Raw genomic sequence first — 18,213 nt, 5'->3', positions numbered from 1 at the left:
AATGGCAAACCGCCCGAAGCCGAACCGCAGGAAGAACAATGGTCAAATCGTCGCTCGACAGGATCGTGAACACCGATGATCTGGAGCAGGCGGCGCGGCGCTATCTGCCCCGCATGCTGTACGACTGGATTGCCGGCGGCGCGGGAGACGAGCGCGGTCTTTCAGACAACCGGTCCGCGTTCGATCGGTTTCGTTTCATGCCGCGCTATCTGCGCGATGTCGGGACGTGCTCGATCTCGAAAAACGTGTTGGGACGAAGTTTTGCAGGGCCGCTTGGAATTGCGCCAATGGGCTATTCTGGACTGTTCCGTCCGCAGGCAGAGCTTTTCTTCGCGCAGACCGCGAAGCGTTTCGATGTTCCCTACATTATGTCCGGCGTCAGCGTGTCGTCGATGGAAGCGGCAGCGCAGATCGCCGGCGAAAACCTGTGGTATCAGATCTACACAACCGCTGATGGCGCCATCAACCGCGACATGATCCGCCGCGCGGAGGATTGTGGATGCGGCGCGCTTGTCATGACCGTCGACATTCCGGTCGCGGCCAAACGGGAACGTGATATCCGCAACGATATCGACATTCCTCCGAAATTCACGCCCAAGGCGATCCTTGATGGTTTGATGCATCCCGCCTGGACCCTGCGTTATCTGCTCACAGGCGGCCTGCCCGTTATGGAGAACTGGGCGCCCTATCTTCCCAAGGGCGCTTCAGGGCTCGATGTGGCGAAATTTTCCATCGAACACGGCTACGCCTTGCAAACATGGGAACATCTGCGTCAGTTCCGCCAGCTCTGGCCGCGCGCACTCGTCATCAAGGGCATCCTGCATCCCGAAGACGCGCGCATGGCGCGCGAAGCGGGTGCGGATGCCATCATCGTTTCCAATCATGGTGGACGACAGTTCGACCGCGCCGTCGGCTCCATCGATTGCCTTCCCGCCATTCGCGAGGCGGTCGGGCCGGATTTCCCCGTCATGTTCGACGGCGGTGTGCGCCGCGGGTCGGATGTGCTCGCTCTCATGTGCTGCGGCGTTGACTACGTCTTCGCCGGCCGGCCGTTCCTCTATGGCGCGGCAGGCTTCGGTCAGGGCGGCGTGCACCGGGCGATGGAAATCGTCAGCGACGAGCTTTCCGGCCTGATGCGGCAACTCGGATGCCTCGACCTCGAGCGTGACGACCTCGACACTTTCATGTTGGACGAGCTGGGCCGGACCAAACGTTATCCGCGTTGAGAACGACATGTGTGTCACTTTGCGGGTAGACATCACATTCTCAAGGGGTGAAAAACCTTGCCAACCATTGTCTGCCGCATTTTGCGGCCCATTTGCTGACCAGGCTTAAAGCTCTTTACGGAGGTTTCATGTTCGATAGTCCGCAAGCTGCGAGCGAGGCCCTGCTCGCGTGGTTCGACAGGCCACGGATCGAGATCATCGTGGAGGCCCTGGTGCCGGCAATCGTGCTGCATCCCTCTGCGGGACAGATCGTCATCGGCGCAGGTCAGCTTGGCGGCACGCCGCATGCATCGGCCGATTTTGAATGGCCGCGCCCGCAAAAACCTGATGATCCCGAGGAGATTGCAAAGCGCGGCAATGCGGACGCGGCGCAGGAAATGCGGGAGCATATGGCTCAGGGCCTGCCCTATGCGTTCATGGCGCAGATCGATCTCGCCGAAGCCGCAAAGCTCGGTCCGGTCGCGGCTTCGCTGCCTGCCGAGGGCCGCCTGCTGTTCTTCTACGACATTGCCATCGGCCCGTGGGAAACGGGCATGCGTCCTGCAAAGGTCATCTGGGATCGCACGCCGATCGATCGGCTCACCGTGCTGTCCGTCCCGGATGATCTCGCTGCCGCTCAGGTAAAGGCGCGGGAAGAGGCGGCGGCTCTGGAGGCTGAATTCGGAACGCCGGACGAAGCATCGTCCAAGGAGCAGGGCACGAACTATGGTGCGCCGGCACGCGCCGTATCACTGGAAGCGACCTATCGGCTGCCCAATCCCGCTGCGCTCGAATTCGACCGGCTTGGCGATTTCGCCCGCGCGCAGCCGGCCGGCAAGGAGAGTGAGGATGCGCTTGCCGCCTATGAGGAGGCGCTTCAAGCCAGCCACGACCAGTATCCGCAGGAAGGCTGGCGGCGCCAGCAATTGCTTGGCAGCCCCATGCCGGAACAGGACGATCCGCGCCTGGATGCTGTGGTGGTGAGCGAATTCGGCAAGCAGCATCTGTCGCGGGAGGACTGGGGCAAGCACCGCGCAGCGATATTCGAGAAGGCGCGGGATTGGACCCTTCTCCTGCAGGTCGATCTCGCCGATTGGATGCAGGCGCCGTATGTCGAAGGAACGGTCTTTTTCGTGATCCGTCGCGACGACCTCGACAATCGCCATTTCGACAAGGTTATTGCCGTCTATCAGCAGACCTAGTGGTGCGCGCTCGCGCTGTCAGTTCTCGAAGAGAACGAAGGCGGCCCACACGAGCGGGTCTTTCGCTGTCGGGATCTTTCCGGCGATGGCATCGCGCCGGGTATTGCGCAGCGCTTCGGCGTAGGTCTGCCCACCCTTCAGGTATTCATAGTAGTGTACCATGAAATCGGCCGTCCCGTCGTCGGCGACCGGCCAGAGCGTCAGGAGGGCGCGTTTGGCGCCGGCAAGGCTTGCGGCCGTCGGCAGGCCGCGCACACCGCCCACGAAGGCCTCGTCTCCGAGCGCCGTCTCGCAGGCCGAGAGCACGAGCAGATCGAGGCCGGACAGGTCCCAGGCCATCAACTCGAACGCATAGAGCCGTCCGTCTTTCTCGTCGCGGCGCATGGTGCGCGTGTCGCCAGAGCGCGCGAGAATGACCTCGCTCTGCCAGAGCGTATCCACATTGCTGGTGCCGCCGTTCTTCGGGCTGCCATAGGCGCCGTGGGTCGCCAGATGCGCGATCTTTGCTCCGGTCATGCGCTCGCGCAACGCGGTCTCGCTGGCCGCAGACCCCGTGAGCATCTCGACCTTCATGTCAGGTCCGTCGAGGATACGGCCGATAGCCTCCACTTCGCGAAGCGTGCCGGGCAGGGGCGTGGCGCCCGCCTCGTCGTCCTTTTCATAGTCGATGCCGCCAGCCAGGATTGCGCGTCCGTCTTTCGGCATGCGGGCATCCTCGACGGCGCGATAAAGCGCCTCCGGCTCGGTGAGAAGCCGCAGGGTGAAGCGCTCCTCCAGCAATTTGCCATCGCGGTCTTCCAGCAGGGAGAAGGGCAGGGCGAACAGACGCCCGTCCGGCACGATGAAGAGCGTCTTGGCACCGGCCAGGTCCTTTTCGATCGGCCCGATCAGCCGGGCGTGCAGCCGCGCGAATGCACGCTGATGGGCCTCGATGAGCAAGCCCCTGTTTTCCTCGCGGCCACTGCGGCTCTGGAGTGCGGCAACCGCGTCGCGGTCATTTCCCAGCACCTCGCGGGGATCGCCGAGCGCACGCATCACGGGCGCGTTGTTGCCGCGCCAGACGATAGCATAGAGCTGCGTATCCTCGATTGGGTCAGTGGCATCGCGATCGGCGCGCCATTTGCGCGTCGTGAAGTATTGCACGAAAGCCCGGTCCTTGCCGACGAGTTCTCCCGGTGTCGGCAGCGGCTGGTTCAGGATCGCCTGGCGGTCGATACGGTAGCGCTTGACGAGCCGCTGGTGGAGTTCGCCCTCCATCGCCTTGGTGTCCGTCAGATAGGCATAGGCGAGGTCCTGCTCGACATCGGCGGCGAAGATTTCGCGGGCGATGCGCGAAAGGCGCGAGATACGGTCGAGCAGGCGGGCGGTTTCGGTATCCCACGTGTCTATCATGCGCGTGAGCTTCAGAGCATTGTCGGCATCGGGCGTGGCCAGCGAAGGCCACCGCCGGGCGGCGTCCGCAAAGGCCGGCACGGCCGAAGGGTTGCGCTCGGCAAAACGCGCATAGTGGTAGAGCATATCGTCCGCCATGGCGCGCACCGTCTCGCCGACATCACGTCCGCCGGCGACCGAGACCTGCAGATGGACCCAGCGCAGCATGTCCTGATCAATGCCGGCGAATTCCTGTGCGGCCGTCGCCGGATCCGTCTCGGCCTTGGCATTGGCAATGGCGATGCGCCCCGCAAAGGCCAGCGGATGGCCGTTGCTCATTTCGCCTGCGGCAATGCTGTAGGCCTGCTGCAGGTGCTTGATCTGCCGAGCCTGGTCGCCCTTCGCGGCGAAATGATCCGCCAGCAGATTGGCCGCCTTTATGCTCAGGATGCCGGGATAGTTGGAATCGGTGACGAGCGCATCCATGCGGCTGACCGCGGCGGTGTCCATCGGCGCTGCGCCGGACAGGAGGTCCGTATAGGCGATCCATGCCTCCATGCCGGCGATATTGCCGGCATCGCCGAGCGCTTTGGAAATATCCAGGCACAGCGCGAAATAATGGCGCGCCCTCGCGTAATCGCCGAGATCGAGATAGTTCTGTGCGGTGTTGTTTGCGCTCACCAGCGTGTTGAAATGGTTCTGGCCGTAATGGCGCGTGCGGTTCTCCAGAACCTTTAGATCGTATTCGAGCGCGCGGGAGGGTGAACCCAGCCCACGCAGCATGTCGGCCAGATTGTTGGCGATACGCCATGTGATGGTATTGTCTGCACCCAGCGACTTCTCTGCGATCTCGTAATTTCCCTTTTCGAGGTCGATCGCCGTGCCGTACTGGCCGACGCCCGATAGCGCGCTCGCGAGCTTGTCGCTCGCATGTATCAGCTGCTCGGATTCGGTGCCGTAGAAACGGGCGTAGAGATTGGTCGCCATCGAATAGAGCGGCACGAAATGCTTCTGGCTGTCCGGCACAGCCGTGCGGAACTCCGCATAGGCGAGATAGAAGTCCGCCAGTTCCTTCACCTCCGCCTGGATGGCGACGGTGCCCTCGGCCTCGCGAAAGAACGCGGCGGCGTCCTCGTTGAGGCCGCTCGCATGGAAGCTGCGCGCAGCCTGGGTATAATGCCGCAACGTCACGGCATGAAGCTTGGTCTTTGCCGAGGCCGCGAGGGCCGCGCGAAGGTGCTTGCGTCCATCGTCCAGACGGCCGCTTTCGAGCAGACTGTAGGCCGCGCGCACCCGTGCATCGATGTCCTGCTCGCTGTTTGCGCCATGCGCCGCGCGGAGGCGCTTCTCATAGAACTTGACCAGCTCGTCCTGCCCGGCGCGATCCGAAAGACGGCCCTTGGCGTCCATCAGCAGTTCGATCAGGAGATTGGCGCGGGCCTCCTCCACGGGATCGAGTGTCGCAAGCAATTCGCGCATGCGCGGATAGTATTCGGCGTCCACCCGCGCGGCGTCGCCCATGCGCATGGCGTAGTCGGCGGCCGATACCATGTAGCTTGCCGAAAGCCATGCCTCACCTTCGGCCTTGAAGTGCGCGCTCGCCTCTTCCGCGATACGGCGCGCGCCTTCGTGGTCCCCTCGGGCGGCCCGTGCCTTCATTTCCGGGGCAATCTGGTCGGATCGCTTGATCGCTTCCTGTGTCGGTGCCTGCGCGAAACCGGGCGCGGCAGAAAGCGTGACGATGAGGGCGGTAGCGACGATGCGGAGGATCTTGATAGAGAGCAGCATGAACCCACGATCTGGTATTGATATCGGATGGCGTGCGGCGTGGCTGAAGGCCCCTGCCATATCAAAGACGGTCAACATAAAGGCTTTATTTCAAATTCAAGGCGGAACATGCTTGCCCTTAGCTCTAGCCGGCCCCTGCGCGTGATCTTTTCTGCTCTGCGGTTGACCCGCCAGCGGATGTGACGATATCCATCCGTTCGCTTCATCAGCAACGAGGATACAGGCATTGGCTTTGGCCCAGCTCCGCCCTTCGCGAAAAAACGACCCGGACGCAACCCGCGAAAATATCCTGGAGGTTGCGACGCGGGAATTCGTCGATGCCGGCTTTTCCGGCGCGCGGGTGGATGCGATCGCGGAGAAGACGCGCACCTCCAAGCGCATGCTGTATTACTATTTCGGCAGCAAGGAAGGGCTCTATCTGGCCGTTCTCGAACGGGCCTATATCAAGATCCGCTCGCGCGAGAACGGGCTGAATTTGAACCATCTCGCGCCCGATCTGGCCATGCGCAGCCTGATTACCAATACATTCGACCATGATGACGCCAATCCGGATTTCGTTCAGCTCGTCAGTATCGAAAACATCCATCGCGCCGAGCATCTCAAGAGTTCGGATGTGCTGCGCGTGGCGAATTCCGGGGTCATCGGTCTCATCTCTGATATCCTGAAGCGCGGCGAGCAGGACGGGACCTTCAGGCGGAAGGTTGATCCGGTCGATCTGCACCAGATGATCAGCGCCCAGTGTTTCTTTCGCGTCTCGAACCGCCACACGTTCGGCGCGATCTTCGGCCGCGACCTGATGGACGACGAGATCAAGGCGCGGCATCGGGAGATGGTCGCGGACATGATTCTCGCCTATCTGCAATCCTGACTGAACATGCCTGCCTGCAAGACGATGCAGGCGTGCAGGCCCCGGAAACGCGGCATTCCTTCATCTCGAATTTTCTTTATGTTCGCGGCCGGAAAGCAGAATCTGCCGATTGACTTCACTAACCAGTTCGTACATTTCATTGGTCAGTGAGGTGGCGGGCATGACGGCATGCCCGTGAAATGGCATAGGGGCGGAGATTGGTTTCACAGACGCAAACGGCCGTCCGGACGGTGCATACCGGCCTGATCGGAAGCGGAATCCAGCGGTCGCGCACCCCTGCCATGCATGTCGAGGAAGCTCGCTGCAACGGCATCGCGTGCCGATACGATCTCATCGATCTCGATGTGCTGGGCGTGGGCGCGGATGCGCTGCCCGGGCTCATTCAGCGCGCGCAGAAAGACGGTTTCGCCGGACTGAACATCACCCATCCCTGCAAGCAGGCCGCGACCCACGAAGTCGACGAACTGTCGGAGCATGCCGAGGCGTTGGGCGCGATCAATACGATCGTGTTCCGCAATGGTCGCCGCATCGGCCACAATACCGACTGGTGGGGCTTTGCGTCCGGATTTCGCAGGGGTCTGCCCGAGGCTAACGTCGGCGATGTCGTGCTGATTGGTGCGGGCGGTGCCGGTGTCGCCGTAGCCCATGCGCTTGCGACGCTCGGTGCGCAGGCCATCCGGGTTTTCGATATCGATCCGCAGCGCACCGCAAGGCTCGTCGCGCAGCTTGCGCCCCATCATGCCGCCTGCCGGTTCGAGGCGGGTGAAGACATGGCGCAAGCCTTGCAGCAGGCCGACGGCCTCGCCCATGCGACGCCCACGGGCATGGCGGGCTATCCCGGCCTGCCGATCGATCCCGATCTTCTCGAGCAACGGCACTGGGTCGCCGAGGTCGTCTATTTCCCGCTTGAGACCGCGCTGCTTCAGGCTGCCGCGCAGCGTGGCTGCCGTGTCGTCAACGGCGGCGGCATGGCGGTCTATCAGGCCGTCGGCGCATTCGAGTTGTTCACGGGCGTTGCCCCCGACGTCGAGCGGATGATCCGGCATTTCGGATCGCTTGGAGAGGGTGGGGGAATCTGAATTCACGGGTTGGGAAACCCGTGGAGACATGACTTTCCGTCGGTTGCGAAGGAAGGTGGATGAGGAAGGACCGCGAGGCGGTCGCTACGGCTTATGCCGAGGGAGGGTACTATGAAATTGCGTATTTCGATGACGCTGGCGGCTTCCATGCTCGCCGGCCTGATGGCGACGGCCGCCTACGCCGACAGCAAGGGCACGGTCGTGGTTTTCGTGCCGTCCAGCACGAACCCCTATATCGGGCAGTTCCAGCTTGGTGCCAAGGAAAAGGCCGCGGAACTTGGCTATGACATCAAGGTGATCGAGAACAACTTCAACCAGTCCGAACAGGACAGCCAGGTGCAGCAGCAGCTCGCATCCGGCGAGACGGTCGCCGGCTATATCTGGTGGCCCTTCGAGAATGCGGCCGGCGTCGGTTCGCTGCGCGCGCTCTCGCAGTCCGGCGCGCCGGTCATCGTCTCCAACCAGTATCCCATCAAGGGCACGGAAGCGTACTGGACGGCCTATGCCGGCGCCAACGACTTCCTGAGTGGCAAGACCGCGGCCGAAATCCTGTTGGACGCCTGCGCCAAGGCCGACGCAAAATGCGACAAGGGTGCCATCATCCGCTTCCCGGCCGGCGTCTCGGCTGGCGATGACCGCGCAACCGGTTTCGAGGATGCGGTCAAGGGCAAGCTCGACGTTGTCGATGTCGTGCCGACGGCAGGTTTCCTCGAGGACGAGGGCTACAAGGTTGCGGCGCAGATCATCCCGGCCCGCAAGGGCGAGCTGACCTGGCTCTATACGCAGAACGACTCGCTTGCCGGTGCCGCCGCGCAGGCCGCACGCGAGAACGGCCTGACGCCGGGCAAGGACATCTTCATCGTCGGCGGAACCTGCCATGGCGATTCCAAGCATGTGAAGAGCGGCGAGATCGCCGGTACGGCGATCCAGTCCGGTTACTGGGAAGGCTGGATGGCCATGCAGGCGCTTGGCAAATTCGTCGTGCAGGGCAAGGTCGTGGATGGTGAAAGCTACCTGGAAGGCACGCCGGATGCGCCGCCTTCCGACGCCGATCCGCTTTACAAGTACAACTTCCTGCCCAACCCTGCGGTTGCCAACAGCCAGGCCGCCTATGACGCAGCGAAGCTCTGGGGCAAGACGGCAGACGAGCTCTGCAATTTCTGACGCAGACAGCGCCGCGTCTTGTGACGCGGCGCTTCCCGGGAGGAGAACGCGATGCTCAGAATGAGCGGGATTGTGAAGAGCTACGGCCCGACGCGGGTGCTCGAGGACGTGGACCTTGCCGTCGAGGCGGGCGAGGTCATGGCGCTGATGGGCGAAAACGGCGCGGGCAAGAGCACGCTCGTGAAGATACTCGCCGGCATCGAGCCCGCCGACGGCGGGACGATTTCAATCGATGGCGCGACGGTCTCCATCCGCTCGCCGGGCCATGCCCAGGCGGCGGGCATCGGCTATGTGGCGCAGGAGCTTTCCATCGTCGAAAGCCTCAGCGTTGCCGAGAATGTGTTCCTGGGTGACGAAACCCTCGGCTTCTTCCGCTCCGCTGCCTCACTGGCACGTCGGGCGAAGCCCTATCTGGAGCGGGTCGGCCTCGACCATATCGATCCGCTGTCGCTTGCCGAGGAACACTCGGTGGCCGAGCGCCAGCTCGTCGAAATTGCGCGCCTTCTGTCGCGCAAGGCGCGCATCGCCATCCTCGACGAGCCGACGGCCGCCCTCTCCGAGACTGAAATCGTGCGTGTTAAGGCCGCAGTTCGCGCCTTGGCGGCTGAAGGCTGCGCCATCATCTATGTCACGCACCGCATGCCTGAGGTCTTCGACCTCACCCAGAAGGTCACGGTGCTGCGCAACGGAAAGAGTTTTCCCGCCGTCGAAACCGCGGGACTGTCCATCGGCGACCTCATCGAAGCCATGCTCGGTCGCCAGCTCGGCCAGATGTTTCCGCCGCGGGCCTCCCATGCCGGAGAGGAAATCCTTCGCCTGGATGCATGCCGGGCAAGCGGTCTCAAGGCACCCGTTTCCCTGTCGCTGCGCAGAGGCGAGATCCTCGCTCTGGCCGGGCAGGTCGGCAGCGGTGCCGGGGCGGTTCTCAGAATGCTGGCTGGCGTAACGCCCATCCAATCTGGCTCGGTGACGCTCGAGGGCAGTGCCTACGCGCCCTCCGGCATCGCAGGCAGCATTGCGCGCAAGGTGCTCTATTGCTCCGACGACCGGAAGCGCGATGGCATCTTCGCCGTCCGCTCCGTACCGGAAAACCTGTCGGCGCCCGCGCTTTCGGCCGTCAGCCGCTTCGGCTTGCTGTCGCCGGCGCTGGAAGGCGAGCACGTGACACGCATCGCGCGGCAGTTCGGCCTTGGCGAGCGCTTTCTAGGCCGCCTCGCCGGCAATCTCAGCGGCGGCAACCAGCAGAAAGTTGCGCTCGGCAAATGGATCGGGCTCGACCCGAAAATCCTCCTTGTCGAGGAGCCGACGCGCGGCGTGGACGTGGGCGCACGCTCCGAAATCTACAACAATCTTCGCAAGCTTGCTGACGAAGGCCTGTCGATCATCTTCGCCTCCTCCGATACGCAGGAGGTCCTTGGCCTCGCCGACCGGATCGCCTCCTTCTTCCATGGCGAACTGGTGCGCATCTGCAATGCGGACGATGTCACCGCCGAAAGCCTTACGCGCGATGTGACGCGCGCCAGCGAAGCTGCCTGACAGGCACAAGCATGAGAACCGCCATGACAAGCCAGGACGCGTCGCAACGCGCGAAATTCACCATCCCCAAGACGGCCTACGGGCTTATCGCCATTCTCGTTCTGCTTGTGGTCGCGAGCGTGACGACACCGGGTTTCGCGCGGGTCGACAATATCTTCGTGGTGATCCGCGCCGCTTCTCTCACCGGCATCGTCGCGATCGGCATGAGCTACATCACGATTTCCGGTAATCTGTTCGCCCTGTCGGCAAGTGCGCTTGGCGCCCTGCTCGCTGTGCTGTTCGCGCTTCTGACGGCCGCCTTCGGCTTCGCAGCCGGCCTTTTCCTGACGCTGGGCCTTGCCGTGCTCTGCGGGCTTGCACAGAGCTTGGCGATCTCGCTCATCGGCAATCCAATCATCACGACGCTCGCCTTCGGAACCGTCTTTCGCGGCTTGGCGGCGCTTTTCAGCGGCAACTCCATCCTGCGCATCGAAAGCGAAGCGGCGCTCTGGCTCGGCACGGCGCGGCCGCTGGGTATCCCCACGCAGAGCTGGGCCTTCATCATCGCTGCGCTCCTCAGCTGGTTCGTCATCTGCCACTTCAAGATCGGTCGTGAAATCGTGCTCTGCGGGGCAAATCCCAAGGCTGCGGTGGCAAGCGGCCTGCGCGTCGGCCTCGTCACCGCCATCGCCTGTGCTGCCCTGTCGATCGGCGTGGCGATCATGGCGATCATGACGGTATCCCAGTTCTCGCAGGCCAAGGCGGATCTCTTCATGGGATACGACTTCGACTATATCGCCGCCGTGCTGGTGGGCGGGATCGCGCTTCGCGGCGGCAAGGGAACGCCGCTCCAGGCTGCGCTCGGCGCCGTGCTGATCGCGCTCCTGCAGAACTTCATGTTGCTGCATGGCCTGAGTGCCGGCGTTCGCATGACGATCGTCGGCCTGCTGGTGATCGCCTCCATCAGTCTTTTCCATATTCTTCAGGGACGGGGACGCTGAGATGACGTCGGAAACGAAAAGCAACCTCGCCCGCCTGGGGCTCATGATCGTCGTCTACCTCATCCTCGCAGCGCGCATTCCGAGCTACTATTCCCAACCCGGTATCGCGGCTCTTCTCGACAGCGCGGTTCTGGCCGGCATCATCGCCATCGGCGTGGGGCTGACGATGATTGCGGGCGAGATGGATCTTTCCGTCGGTTCGATGGCGGCATTCGCCGGCATACTGTCGATCCAACTTTTCCCTTACGGCATGGTGCCGGCGCTGCTGATCGTGGTTCTTTTCTGCGGCCTGCTCGGCGCGCTCCAGGGATATTGCATCTACAAGCTCAATATCAGTTCGATGGTCTTCACCATCGGCACGCTGATCGCTTTGCGCGGCCTTACCCTCGTCGTCTCGAACGAGAAGACCGTTCTTATCCCCTTCGAAAACATCGCCGAGACGGATTTCCTGTCGGCAAAGTTCTTCGTCTTCTCCATCCCCTCGGCAACACTTCTGGTTCTTGTGCTGCTGGTCGACTTCGTCAGCCGCCGCACGCTGTGGGGACGGGAGATATTCGCGATCGGCGGCGGCAGAGGCGAGGCTCGCGCGGCGGGCGTTTCGATCCGTCGCCCCATCGTCGTGGCCTTCTCCATTTCCGCCGCACTTGCCGGCCTTGCGGGTTCGCTACTTTCCTTCCGTACCGGCAGCGCCAGCCCGCTCGGTTTCGAAGCTGTTCTGCTGGAAGCGGTCACCGCCTGCCTCATCGGCGGCATTGCGCTTGCCGGTGGGCGCGGCAGCATTCTGGGCGTGCTGATCGGCCTCTTCACGATCCGCTTTCTCGTGAGCGGCATCGCCGCGCTCGGCGCGCCGTTCTGGATGCAGAGCCTTGCTACGGGCGCGCTGCTCATCTTCGTGATCATTGCCGAAGCTGCTATCGGTTACGTCACCCGGCGCAGGCGCATGGCACGCGCCCTAACAGCATGAGGCCGAGACGATGACGGACAAGATCAATCCCGCCCTCGGGACCGAATGGTTCCCCTCTCGCTGGGGCGCCAACGACGAGCGCGGCGCCGGCAACTTGCTCGGGCCGCACAAGGTGCTGCAGGCGCGGGACCTGATCCGCACCGGCGAGACCGTCTCCCTCGGCTTTCCCTACCGCGTCGGCATGCCGCTTTCGCCCGGCCGCACGTTCGGGCTCAAAATGCCGGGTGGTCCGACCGGCGGCCCGGAAGGCGCAGTCAGCCGCACCATATGGAACGACGATTTCATCTGCACGGAAATCGGCCAGATCGGCACCCATATGGATGCACTCGGCCATCTCGGCCACCAGGTGACCTACCCGTGTGGCCACTGCGATACGCTGGTCTATAACGGCAACAAGCTCTCCGAGATCTGGTCGCCCTACGGCCTGAAGAAGCTCGGGATCGAGAAGGCGCCGATCTTTTTCACCCGGGCGGTCCTGCTCGATGTGCAGGGGCTTTTCGGTCGGCCTCTCGAAAACGGCTTCGTGATCACGCCGGACCATCTGCGCCAATGCCTTGTGCGACAGGGCATGAACCCCGACGACTGGCTGTCGCAGGGCGATGTGGTCCTGATCCGCACCGGCCACGGCTCGCGTTTCTTTTCGGAGGCCGAAACATGGTATGACGGCGAGCCCGGTCTCGGGCTCGAGGCCGCGGAATACCTGTCTGCGCTCCAGCCGGTCATCGTCGGCGCCGACAATTTCGCAATCGACGTGGTGCCGCCGGTTGATCCTGACATCGTGCTGCCGTGCCACCAGCATCTCATCATGCGGCACGGGATTTATCTCCATGAGGGCATGAACCTCGACCCGATCGCCGAGACCGGGCGCTATGAGTTCGTCTACGGCTTCGCGCCGCTCGCCATCGAGGGCGCAACCGGCTCACCCGGAACGCCCTTCGCGATCCTGTAGAGCGTCCACCTAACCTGCGCGTCTTTCAAGGCTTGAGCCGTCCGCTCCGAAGAGCGACGCACGGTCGACATCAATGGCGATGCCGACGGTTTCGCCGATGCGCACGGGCGTATCGGCGGGTGCGTTGATGTTGACCAGTCCGAGGCGGTCGTTGCGCACGAAGACGCTGGTGCTTGCGCCGAGATATTCGGCGACCTCGACCGTGCCCCGGCAATGCCCGGCTTCGGGTGAAACGAGCTGAAGGTGTTCCGGGCGTGCACCGAGGCGGGTCGGCGCGCCCGAGAAGGCAAGGTCGATCCGGCCTTCACCGGCAAGATCGAGCGTGCCATCGCCTGCAGGTTTGCAGTCGAGCACGTTCATCTTGGGGCTGCCGATGAATTGCGCGACGAAGAGATTGGCCGGCCGCTCGTAGAGTTCGTGCGGGCTGCCATGCTGCATGATGTGCCCGTCCTTCAGCACGACGATGCGGTCGGCGAGCGTCATCGCCTCCACCTGGTCATGGGTGACATAGACCATGGTTGCGCCCAACGTGCGGTGAAGTCTTGCGATCTCAAGCCGCATATCGACGCGCAAGGCCGCGTCGAGGTTGGAGAGCGGCTCGTCGAACAGGAATGCGGTGGGCTGGCGTACAATGGCGCGGCCGATGGCAACGCGCTGGCGCTGGCCACCGGAAAGCTGCCTGGGATAGCGGTCGAGCAGGGGCGTAAGCTTCAGCGCCTCGGCGGCCTCGTCCACCTTGGCCCTGATGGTCGCGGCGGGCAGCTTGGCGAGCTTGAGGCCGAAGCCCATGTTCTGGCGCACCGTCATGTGCGGATAGAGCGCATAGGACTGGAATACCATGGCCAGTTCGCGTTCCACTGGCGGTGCCTTCGTCACGTCGCGGCCGTCGATGAGGATTCTGCCGGAAGTGGTTTCCTCAATGCCGGCGATCATGCGCAGCAACGTGGACTTGCCGCAGCCCGACGGGCCGACGATGACGACGAATTCCCCGTCGGCGATGGCGAGGTCGAGATCGCGCATGATCTCAACGCCACCATAGCGCTTTCCGGCCTTTTCCAGCAGAATCGTACCCATTTGAACCTCCGGGGAACCTGTTTCAGCCCTTGACCGCGCCCGCCGTCATCGAGCCGCTGATCTGGCGATACATGAGAAGACCGAGCAGCATGGGCGGCAGGGCGCCCACGATCATGACGGCCGAGGCGACGCCCCACTGCACGCCGCCGCCGCTGGCGGCGAAGAAAAACGAGGCGCCGACGGTGATCGGCACAGCCTTGGATGTCGTCAGCATCAGGCCGAAGAGGAACTCGTTCCAGGCCGTGATGAAGCCGAAAATCACGCCTGTCACAATGGCCGGGCGGCAGAGCGGGGCGATGACCCGCAAAAGGATCTGCGTGCGCGTCGCGCCGTCCATCAAGGCAGCCTCATCGAGTTCACCCGGCAGGTCTCTGATGGCGTTGACGAGGATGACCAGGGCGAGCGGCAGGTTGACGATGGTAAGGATGAGGCCGAGGCCGAGCCTCGTATCGAGCAGCGAGAGCCACTGGAACATCATGTAAAGCGGGATGGCGAAAATGACGAGCGGTACGGCACGCAGGTTGACGATGAGCGGCAGCAGCGTGCGTTCACCGACCTTGCTGCGCGCGATGGCGTAGGCGGCAGGAAGCGCCAGCGCCACGGCAAGCAGCGTACCGAGAGCGGCAACGGCAAGGCTGTTGACGAGATAGAGGAAGATGTTCAGCCGGTCGGAAACGGTGAAAACAGTCGCATAGTTCTCAAGCGTCGGCGCCTGAACCCAGAGCCCCGGATTGGACGTGAGTTCGCGTGGGCTCTTAAAGGAGGTGACGAGGGTCACGATGATCGGGAAGTTCATCGCGATGGCGGCGATGGCAAAGACGATCCAGCGCAGGATGTTGATCATCGGGCAACTCCTTTGCGGCGGGCGGCGACGGTGTTGAGGCCGTAAAGCACGATAAACGAGGCGATGAACAGAACGACGGATGCGGCGACGGCCTTGCCGATAGCGCCCTGCTTGAAGAAGGCCTCATAGATATAGATGGAGAGCGAGGCGGTGGACCCGCCGGGACCGCTGCCGGTCAGGACATAGACATTGTCGAACACGCGGAAGCCATCGATGAAGCGGATGAGCAGGGCCACCACGATGGTCGGCGCCATCAGCGGCAGCTCGATATACCAGAGCCGGTGGCGGTAGCGTGCACCATCCATCGCCGAAGCCTCGATGATCTCTCTGGGGATTGCCTGATAGGCCATGTAGAACAGGAGGAACGCGAAGGGGGTCCACTGCAGCGTCTCGACGGTCACCAGCGTCCAGAAGGCCGAACCGGGGCCGAGGAAGGAGAGGCTCGCGCCGAACCACGTCCACAGGTAATAGGGCACCGGGCCGGCGAATTCGTGCAGCACAAGCCGGTACATCAGGCCGACCAGCGCAGGCGCCACCATCAGCGGCAGCATGAGGATGGCCATCAGCCAGCTGCGTCTTTCAATGAGCGGCGCCAGGAAGATCGCAAGGAACAGGCCGAGCCCGCATTCCAGTAGTGCGGTGAGCAGACCGAAGCGGAAGGAAAACCAGCTCGCTTGCCAGAAGGCGCCATCGTTCCAGACTGCAACGAAGTTGCTAAAGCCGGTGATCTCGGGGCTGCGCAACGTTTCGAAGCTGACGGACGAAACCGAATAGACCAGGTTGACGATGGCCGGAAAGCCCAGGAAGACGAGCAGGAACACGACCAGCGGCATCGTCAGCAGGCGGAATTCGGATGCGGGGCTGCGATGCGTTTTCGTTGTCATCGATCGATCCTGGTTCGGTCTTTCCGGAACCCGACGATGGCCTCATCGCCATCGCCACGATAAAACCGGCGGCCGCCGAAGAGCCACCGCCGGTAATGGCCTTACTTGAGCAGTTCGGCCATGCCTTTTTCGGTGTTCTTCAGCGCGTCGTCGAGCGACTGCTGGCCCGACCAGTAGCCGGTAAACTCCTTGGCCTGGAGCTCATAGACCGAGAGCGCCTTGGCCGAGGTGCCGCCGTTCATGACATAGCCGTACTTGCCGGCGAACTCGCCGAGCTTGACGAGGTCCGGCCGCTCGGCTGCAACGTCCTTGACGACTTCCGGTGTCAGAGCGGGTGCACCGCTGTTCCTGGCATACACGAGTGCCGCCTCCTTCGAAGACAGCCATGAAATGAAGGCCTTCGCGCCTTCCTTGTTGGCGGCGTTCTTGTTGAGGCCGAAACCAAGACCGTGGATATGGGTGAAGCGGCCTTCGGGGCCGGTCGGCGGAGCGATGGCCTCCGTGACCTCGCCGACAGTGGGTGACTTGTCCTTCGACATCAGTTCGGACGCAGCCGCGTTCCACTGCACCATCGCCGCCACCTGGCCCGAGGCATAGGCCGCATTGGCTTCGGCAAACTCGTAGGAAAGCGAGTCACGCGGCGTCGCGCCGGCGTCGTAGAGCATCTTGTAGGTTTCGAGGCCCTTGCGGTAAGCCTCCGAATCCACCGTGATCTTGCCGGCTTCATCCATCCAGTTGCCGCCATAGGCGCGCGGCAGCGACTGGAACACCATCATGTTGAAGAGCAGGTTCTTGAGCTGCAGCACGGTGCCGTAGCGGGTCGGGCTGTCGGGGTTCACGGCCTGCGTGAAATACAGCGCGGTCGCCGCATAGTCGTCCCACGTCCATTCGTCGGGGTTCTTCGGCTCAAGCTTCTTGCCAAGGTGCTTTTCAGCGATTTCCGCGTATTTCGCCTTGGCGGCATCGTCCTTCAGCAGAGCGTCGATCAGGTCCTTGCGGTAGTACATGAAGTGCAGCGAAAGGTCGGTCGGCACGCCGAACTGCTTGCCTTCATACTGCATGGTGGTGAGAACCTGGTCGCCATAGACCTCCTTGGCTTCGCCAGACAGTTCCACCGGCTCCATGAAAGGCGCGTAACGGCCGATGGAATAGGTGGCGAGCAGGTTGACGTCGAAGGCCGTTGAGCCAGCGGCAAGGTCGGCCTGCAGCTTGTCCCAGAAGCCGTCGCGGTTGAAGAACAGCAGCTCGACCTTGTTGTCGTCGCTCACATCGGACTTGGCATTGTAGGTGTCGGCGGCGGCACGCAATGCGGCTTCTTCCGGGCCGCCCGGCCAGCCGAGCACGGTCACTTTCGCAAAGGCGGGGCCGGCCAGCAGGGTGGCGATCGCAGCGGCGATCAGGCCGCCCTTTTTCATTCTGGCAAAGGTCATGTTCTGGTTCTCCCTCAGGTTAATTTTGACGTCTTGCGAGATCCGCTACTCCAACGACGCCCGCCGTTTCGGCGAGTGCCGCGGGGTGAAGCTGCGGGGTGAGCCGTGGCGGCAGGCCCCCCAGGGCCTGACGGACGGATTCGAGATAGCCGGGCGCAAGGCCGATGCCACCGCCAATGACGATGCGGACAGGGTCGAGCGCGAGCTGGATATTGCCGCACAAAAGCGCTGTCTGGCGCGCCGATGCCTGGATGATCGCCTCAGCCCAGCCATGACCGGCTGCGGCAGCCTCGAAGACATCGCGTGCGGTCGCGCCCGGCCGGTGGGGGGCAGCCTCCGTGGCGATCCAATGGCCGGAGACCTTGTCTTCCAGCGCGCGGCCTTCCTCGCCGAGGCTGCGGAACTGGCCGAAATGGCCGGCGAGCCCGCCGAGCAGACGGCCGTTGACGACGATGCCGCCGCCAATCCCGGTGGAGATGGTGAGGAAGACGAGGTCATGCCCCTGGCCGGCGCCGAAGGCATATTCGCCCCAGGCGGCGGCCTGCGCATCGTTGGCGGCGAACACGCTTGCAGCACCCGAAAGCCGCGAGACCGTCTCGATGAGCGGAAAACGATCCGGGATGTCGAGCGTCCGTCGGTTGAGCGGCGACCAGTGACTCGAATCGATGATCCCGGTAACGGCGACGCCGACGGTATCGTAAAGCCCGCGCCAGCTTTCGATTGCTTCAAAGAGAGCCGAAAGCCAGGCCTCCGGGTCGCCATTGCGCGGGGTGGCCATGGTGTGGGTTTCGCGCACGACATTCCCCCGCACCAGCGCGGCGAGCATCTTGGTGCCGCCGATATCAAGGGCGAGGGTCGTGTCGGAGCGCGCCATG

The 18,213-nt window shown here is 63.2% G+C and carries 15 protein-coding genes; 9 read left to right on the top strand and 6 right to left on the bottom strand.

Annotation, left to right across the window (positions count from 1 at the left end):
- Positions 1-38: 38 nt before the first annotated feature.
- Together MKI86_RS19235 and MKI86_RS19230 are read left to right on the top strand one after the other, a co-directional pair.
- The gene (locus MKI86_RS19235) at positions 39-1,226 is read left to right on the top strand and encodes an alpha-hydroxy acid oxidase (protein WP_241604317.1); all 1,188 of its coding nucleotides are present in this window, start codon (positions 39-41) and stop codon (positions 1,224-1,226) included.
- Positions 1,227-1,354: 128 nt separating this feature from the next.
- Complete coding sequence (locus tag MKI86_RS19230) at positions 1,355-2,407, top strand: DUF1963 domain-containing protein (protein ID WP_241604315.1); 1,053 nt, start codon at positions 1,355-1,357, stop codon at positions 2,405-2,407.
- A gap of 18 nt (positions 2,408-2,425) precedes the next feature.
- Here the strand turns inward: MKI86_RS19230 and MKI86_RS19225 are convergent, their stop codons facing one another.
- Complete coding sequence (locus MKI86_RS19225; protein WP_241604313.1) at positions 2,426-5,566, bottom strand: CHAT domain-containing protein; 3,141 nt, start codon at positions 5,564-5,566, stop codon at positions 2,426-2,428.
- A 226-nt stretch (positions 5,567-5,792) separates the two neighbouring features.
- Between MKI86_RS19225 and MKI86_RS19220 the strand changes: the two genes are divergently transcribed.
- From MKI86_RS19220 to MKI86_RS19190, 7 genes are all read left to right on the top strand, one after another.
- Positions 5,793-6,434 carry a TetR/AcrR family transcriptional regulator gene (locus MKI86_RS19220; RefSeq protein ID WP_370880019.1) on the top strand — a complete coding sequence of 214 codons (642 nt, stop codon included), beginning with the start codon at positions 5,793-5,795 and terminating at the stop codon, positions 6,432-6,434.
- A gap of 197 nt (positions 6,435-6,631) precedes the next feature.
- On the top strand, positions 6,632-7,513 hold the full coding sequence (locus MKI86_RS19215; protein ID WP_241604311.1) for a shikimate dehydrogenase: 882 nt from the start codon (positions 6,632-6,634) through the stop codon (positions 7,511-7,513).
- Between the two features lie 111 nt (positions 7,514-7,624).
- Positions 7,625-8,677 (top strand): sugar ABC transporter substrate-binding protein, encoded by a 1,053-nt coding sequence (locus MKI86_RS19210; RefSeq protein ID WP_241604309.1) that lies wholly within the window; start codon positions 7,625-7,627, stop codon positions 8,675-8,677.
- Positions 8,678-8,728: 51 nt separating this feature from the next.
- On the top strand, positions 8,729-10,213 hold the full coding sequence (locus MKI86_RS19205; RefSeq protein ID WP_241604307.1) for a sugar ABC transporter ATP-binding protein: 1,485 nt from the start codon (positions 8,729-8,731) through the stop codon (positions 10,211-10,213).
- Between the two features lie 23 nt (positions 10,214-10,236).
- Positions 10,237-11,193 carry an ABC transporter permease gene (locus MKI86_RS19200; RefSeq protein WP_241604305.1) on the top strand — a complete coding sequence of 319 codons (957 nt, stop codon included), beginning with the start codon at positions 10,237-10,239 and terminating at the stop codon, positions 11,191-11,193.
- 1 nt (position 11,194) lies between these two features.
- Complete coding sequence (locus MKI86_RS19195) at positions 11,195-12,157, top strand: ABC transporter permease (protein WP_241604303.1); 963 nt, start codon at positions 11,195-11,197, stop codon at positions 12,155-12,157.
- A gap of 10 nt (positions 12,158-12,167) precedes the next feature.
- Positions 12,168-13,106: a cyclase family protein gene (locus MKI86_RS19190; RefSeq protein WP_241604301.1), complete on the top strand. Its 939-nt coding sequence runs from the start codon at positions 12,168-12,170 to the stop codon at positions 13,104-13,106.
- Positions 13,107-13,115: 9 nt separating this feature from the next.
- Here the strand turns inward: MKI86_RS19190 and MKI86_RS19185 are convergent, their stop codons facing one another.
- The 5 genes from MKI86_RS19185 to MKI86_RS19165 all read right to left on the bottom strand — a co-directional run bounded on the left by MKI86_RS19185 (position 13,116) and on the right by MKI86_RS19165 (position 18,212).
- Positions 13,116-14,180: an ABC transporter ATP-binding protein gene (locus MKI86_RS19185; RefSeq protein ID WP_241604299.1), complete on the bottom strand. Its 1,065-nt coding sequence runs from the start codon at positions 14,178-14,180 to the stop codon at positions 13,116-13,118.
- Between the two features lie 22 nt (positions 14,181-14,202).
- Positions 14,203-15,024, bottom strand: a complete 822-nt coding sequence (locus MKI86_RS19180) for a carbohydrate ABC transporter permease (protein WP_241604297.1) — start codon at positions 15,022-15,024, stop codon at positions 14,203-14,205.
- Entirely contained in the window at positions 15,021-15,908 is an 888-nt protein-coding gene (locus MKI86_RS19175; RefSeq protein ID WP_241604295.1) for a carbohydrate ABC transporter permease, read from the bottom strand. The genes MKI86_RS19180 and MKI86_RS19175 overlap by 4 nt, the downstream gene beginning before the upstream one ends.
- A 101-nt stretch (positions 15,909-16,009) precedes the next feature.
- Positions 16,010-17,338, bottom strand: coding sequence for an extracellular solute-binding protein (locus MKI86_RS19170; RefSeq protein WP_241604293.1), 1,329 nt, complete (start codon positions 17,336-17,338; stop codon positions 16,010-16,012).
- A gap of 19 nt (positions 17,339-17,357) precedes the next feature.
- Positions 17,358-18,212, bottom strand: coding sequence for an ROK family protein (locus MKI86_RS19165; protein ID WP_241604291.1), 855 nt, complete (start codon positions 18,210-18,212; stop codon positions 17,358-17,360).
- Between the last annotated feature and the right edge of the window lies 1 nt (position 18,213).

The sequence above is a fragment of the Shinella sedimenti genome (assembly GCF_022601905.1).
In the GTDB taxonomy this organism is placed as follows: Bacteria; Pseudomonadota; Alphaproteobacteria; order Rhizobiales; family Rhizobiaceae; genus Shinella; species Shinella sedimenti.
The sequence above is the reverse complement of the archived record's forward strand: the minus strand, read 5'-3'. Positions and strand labels throughout refer to the sequence as shown.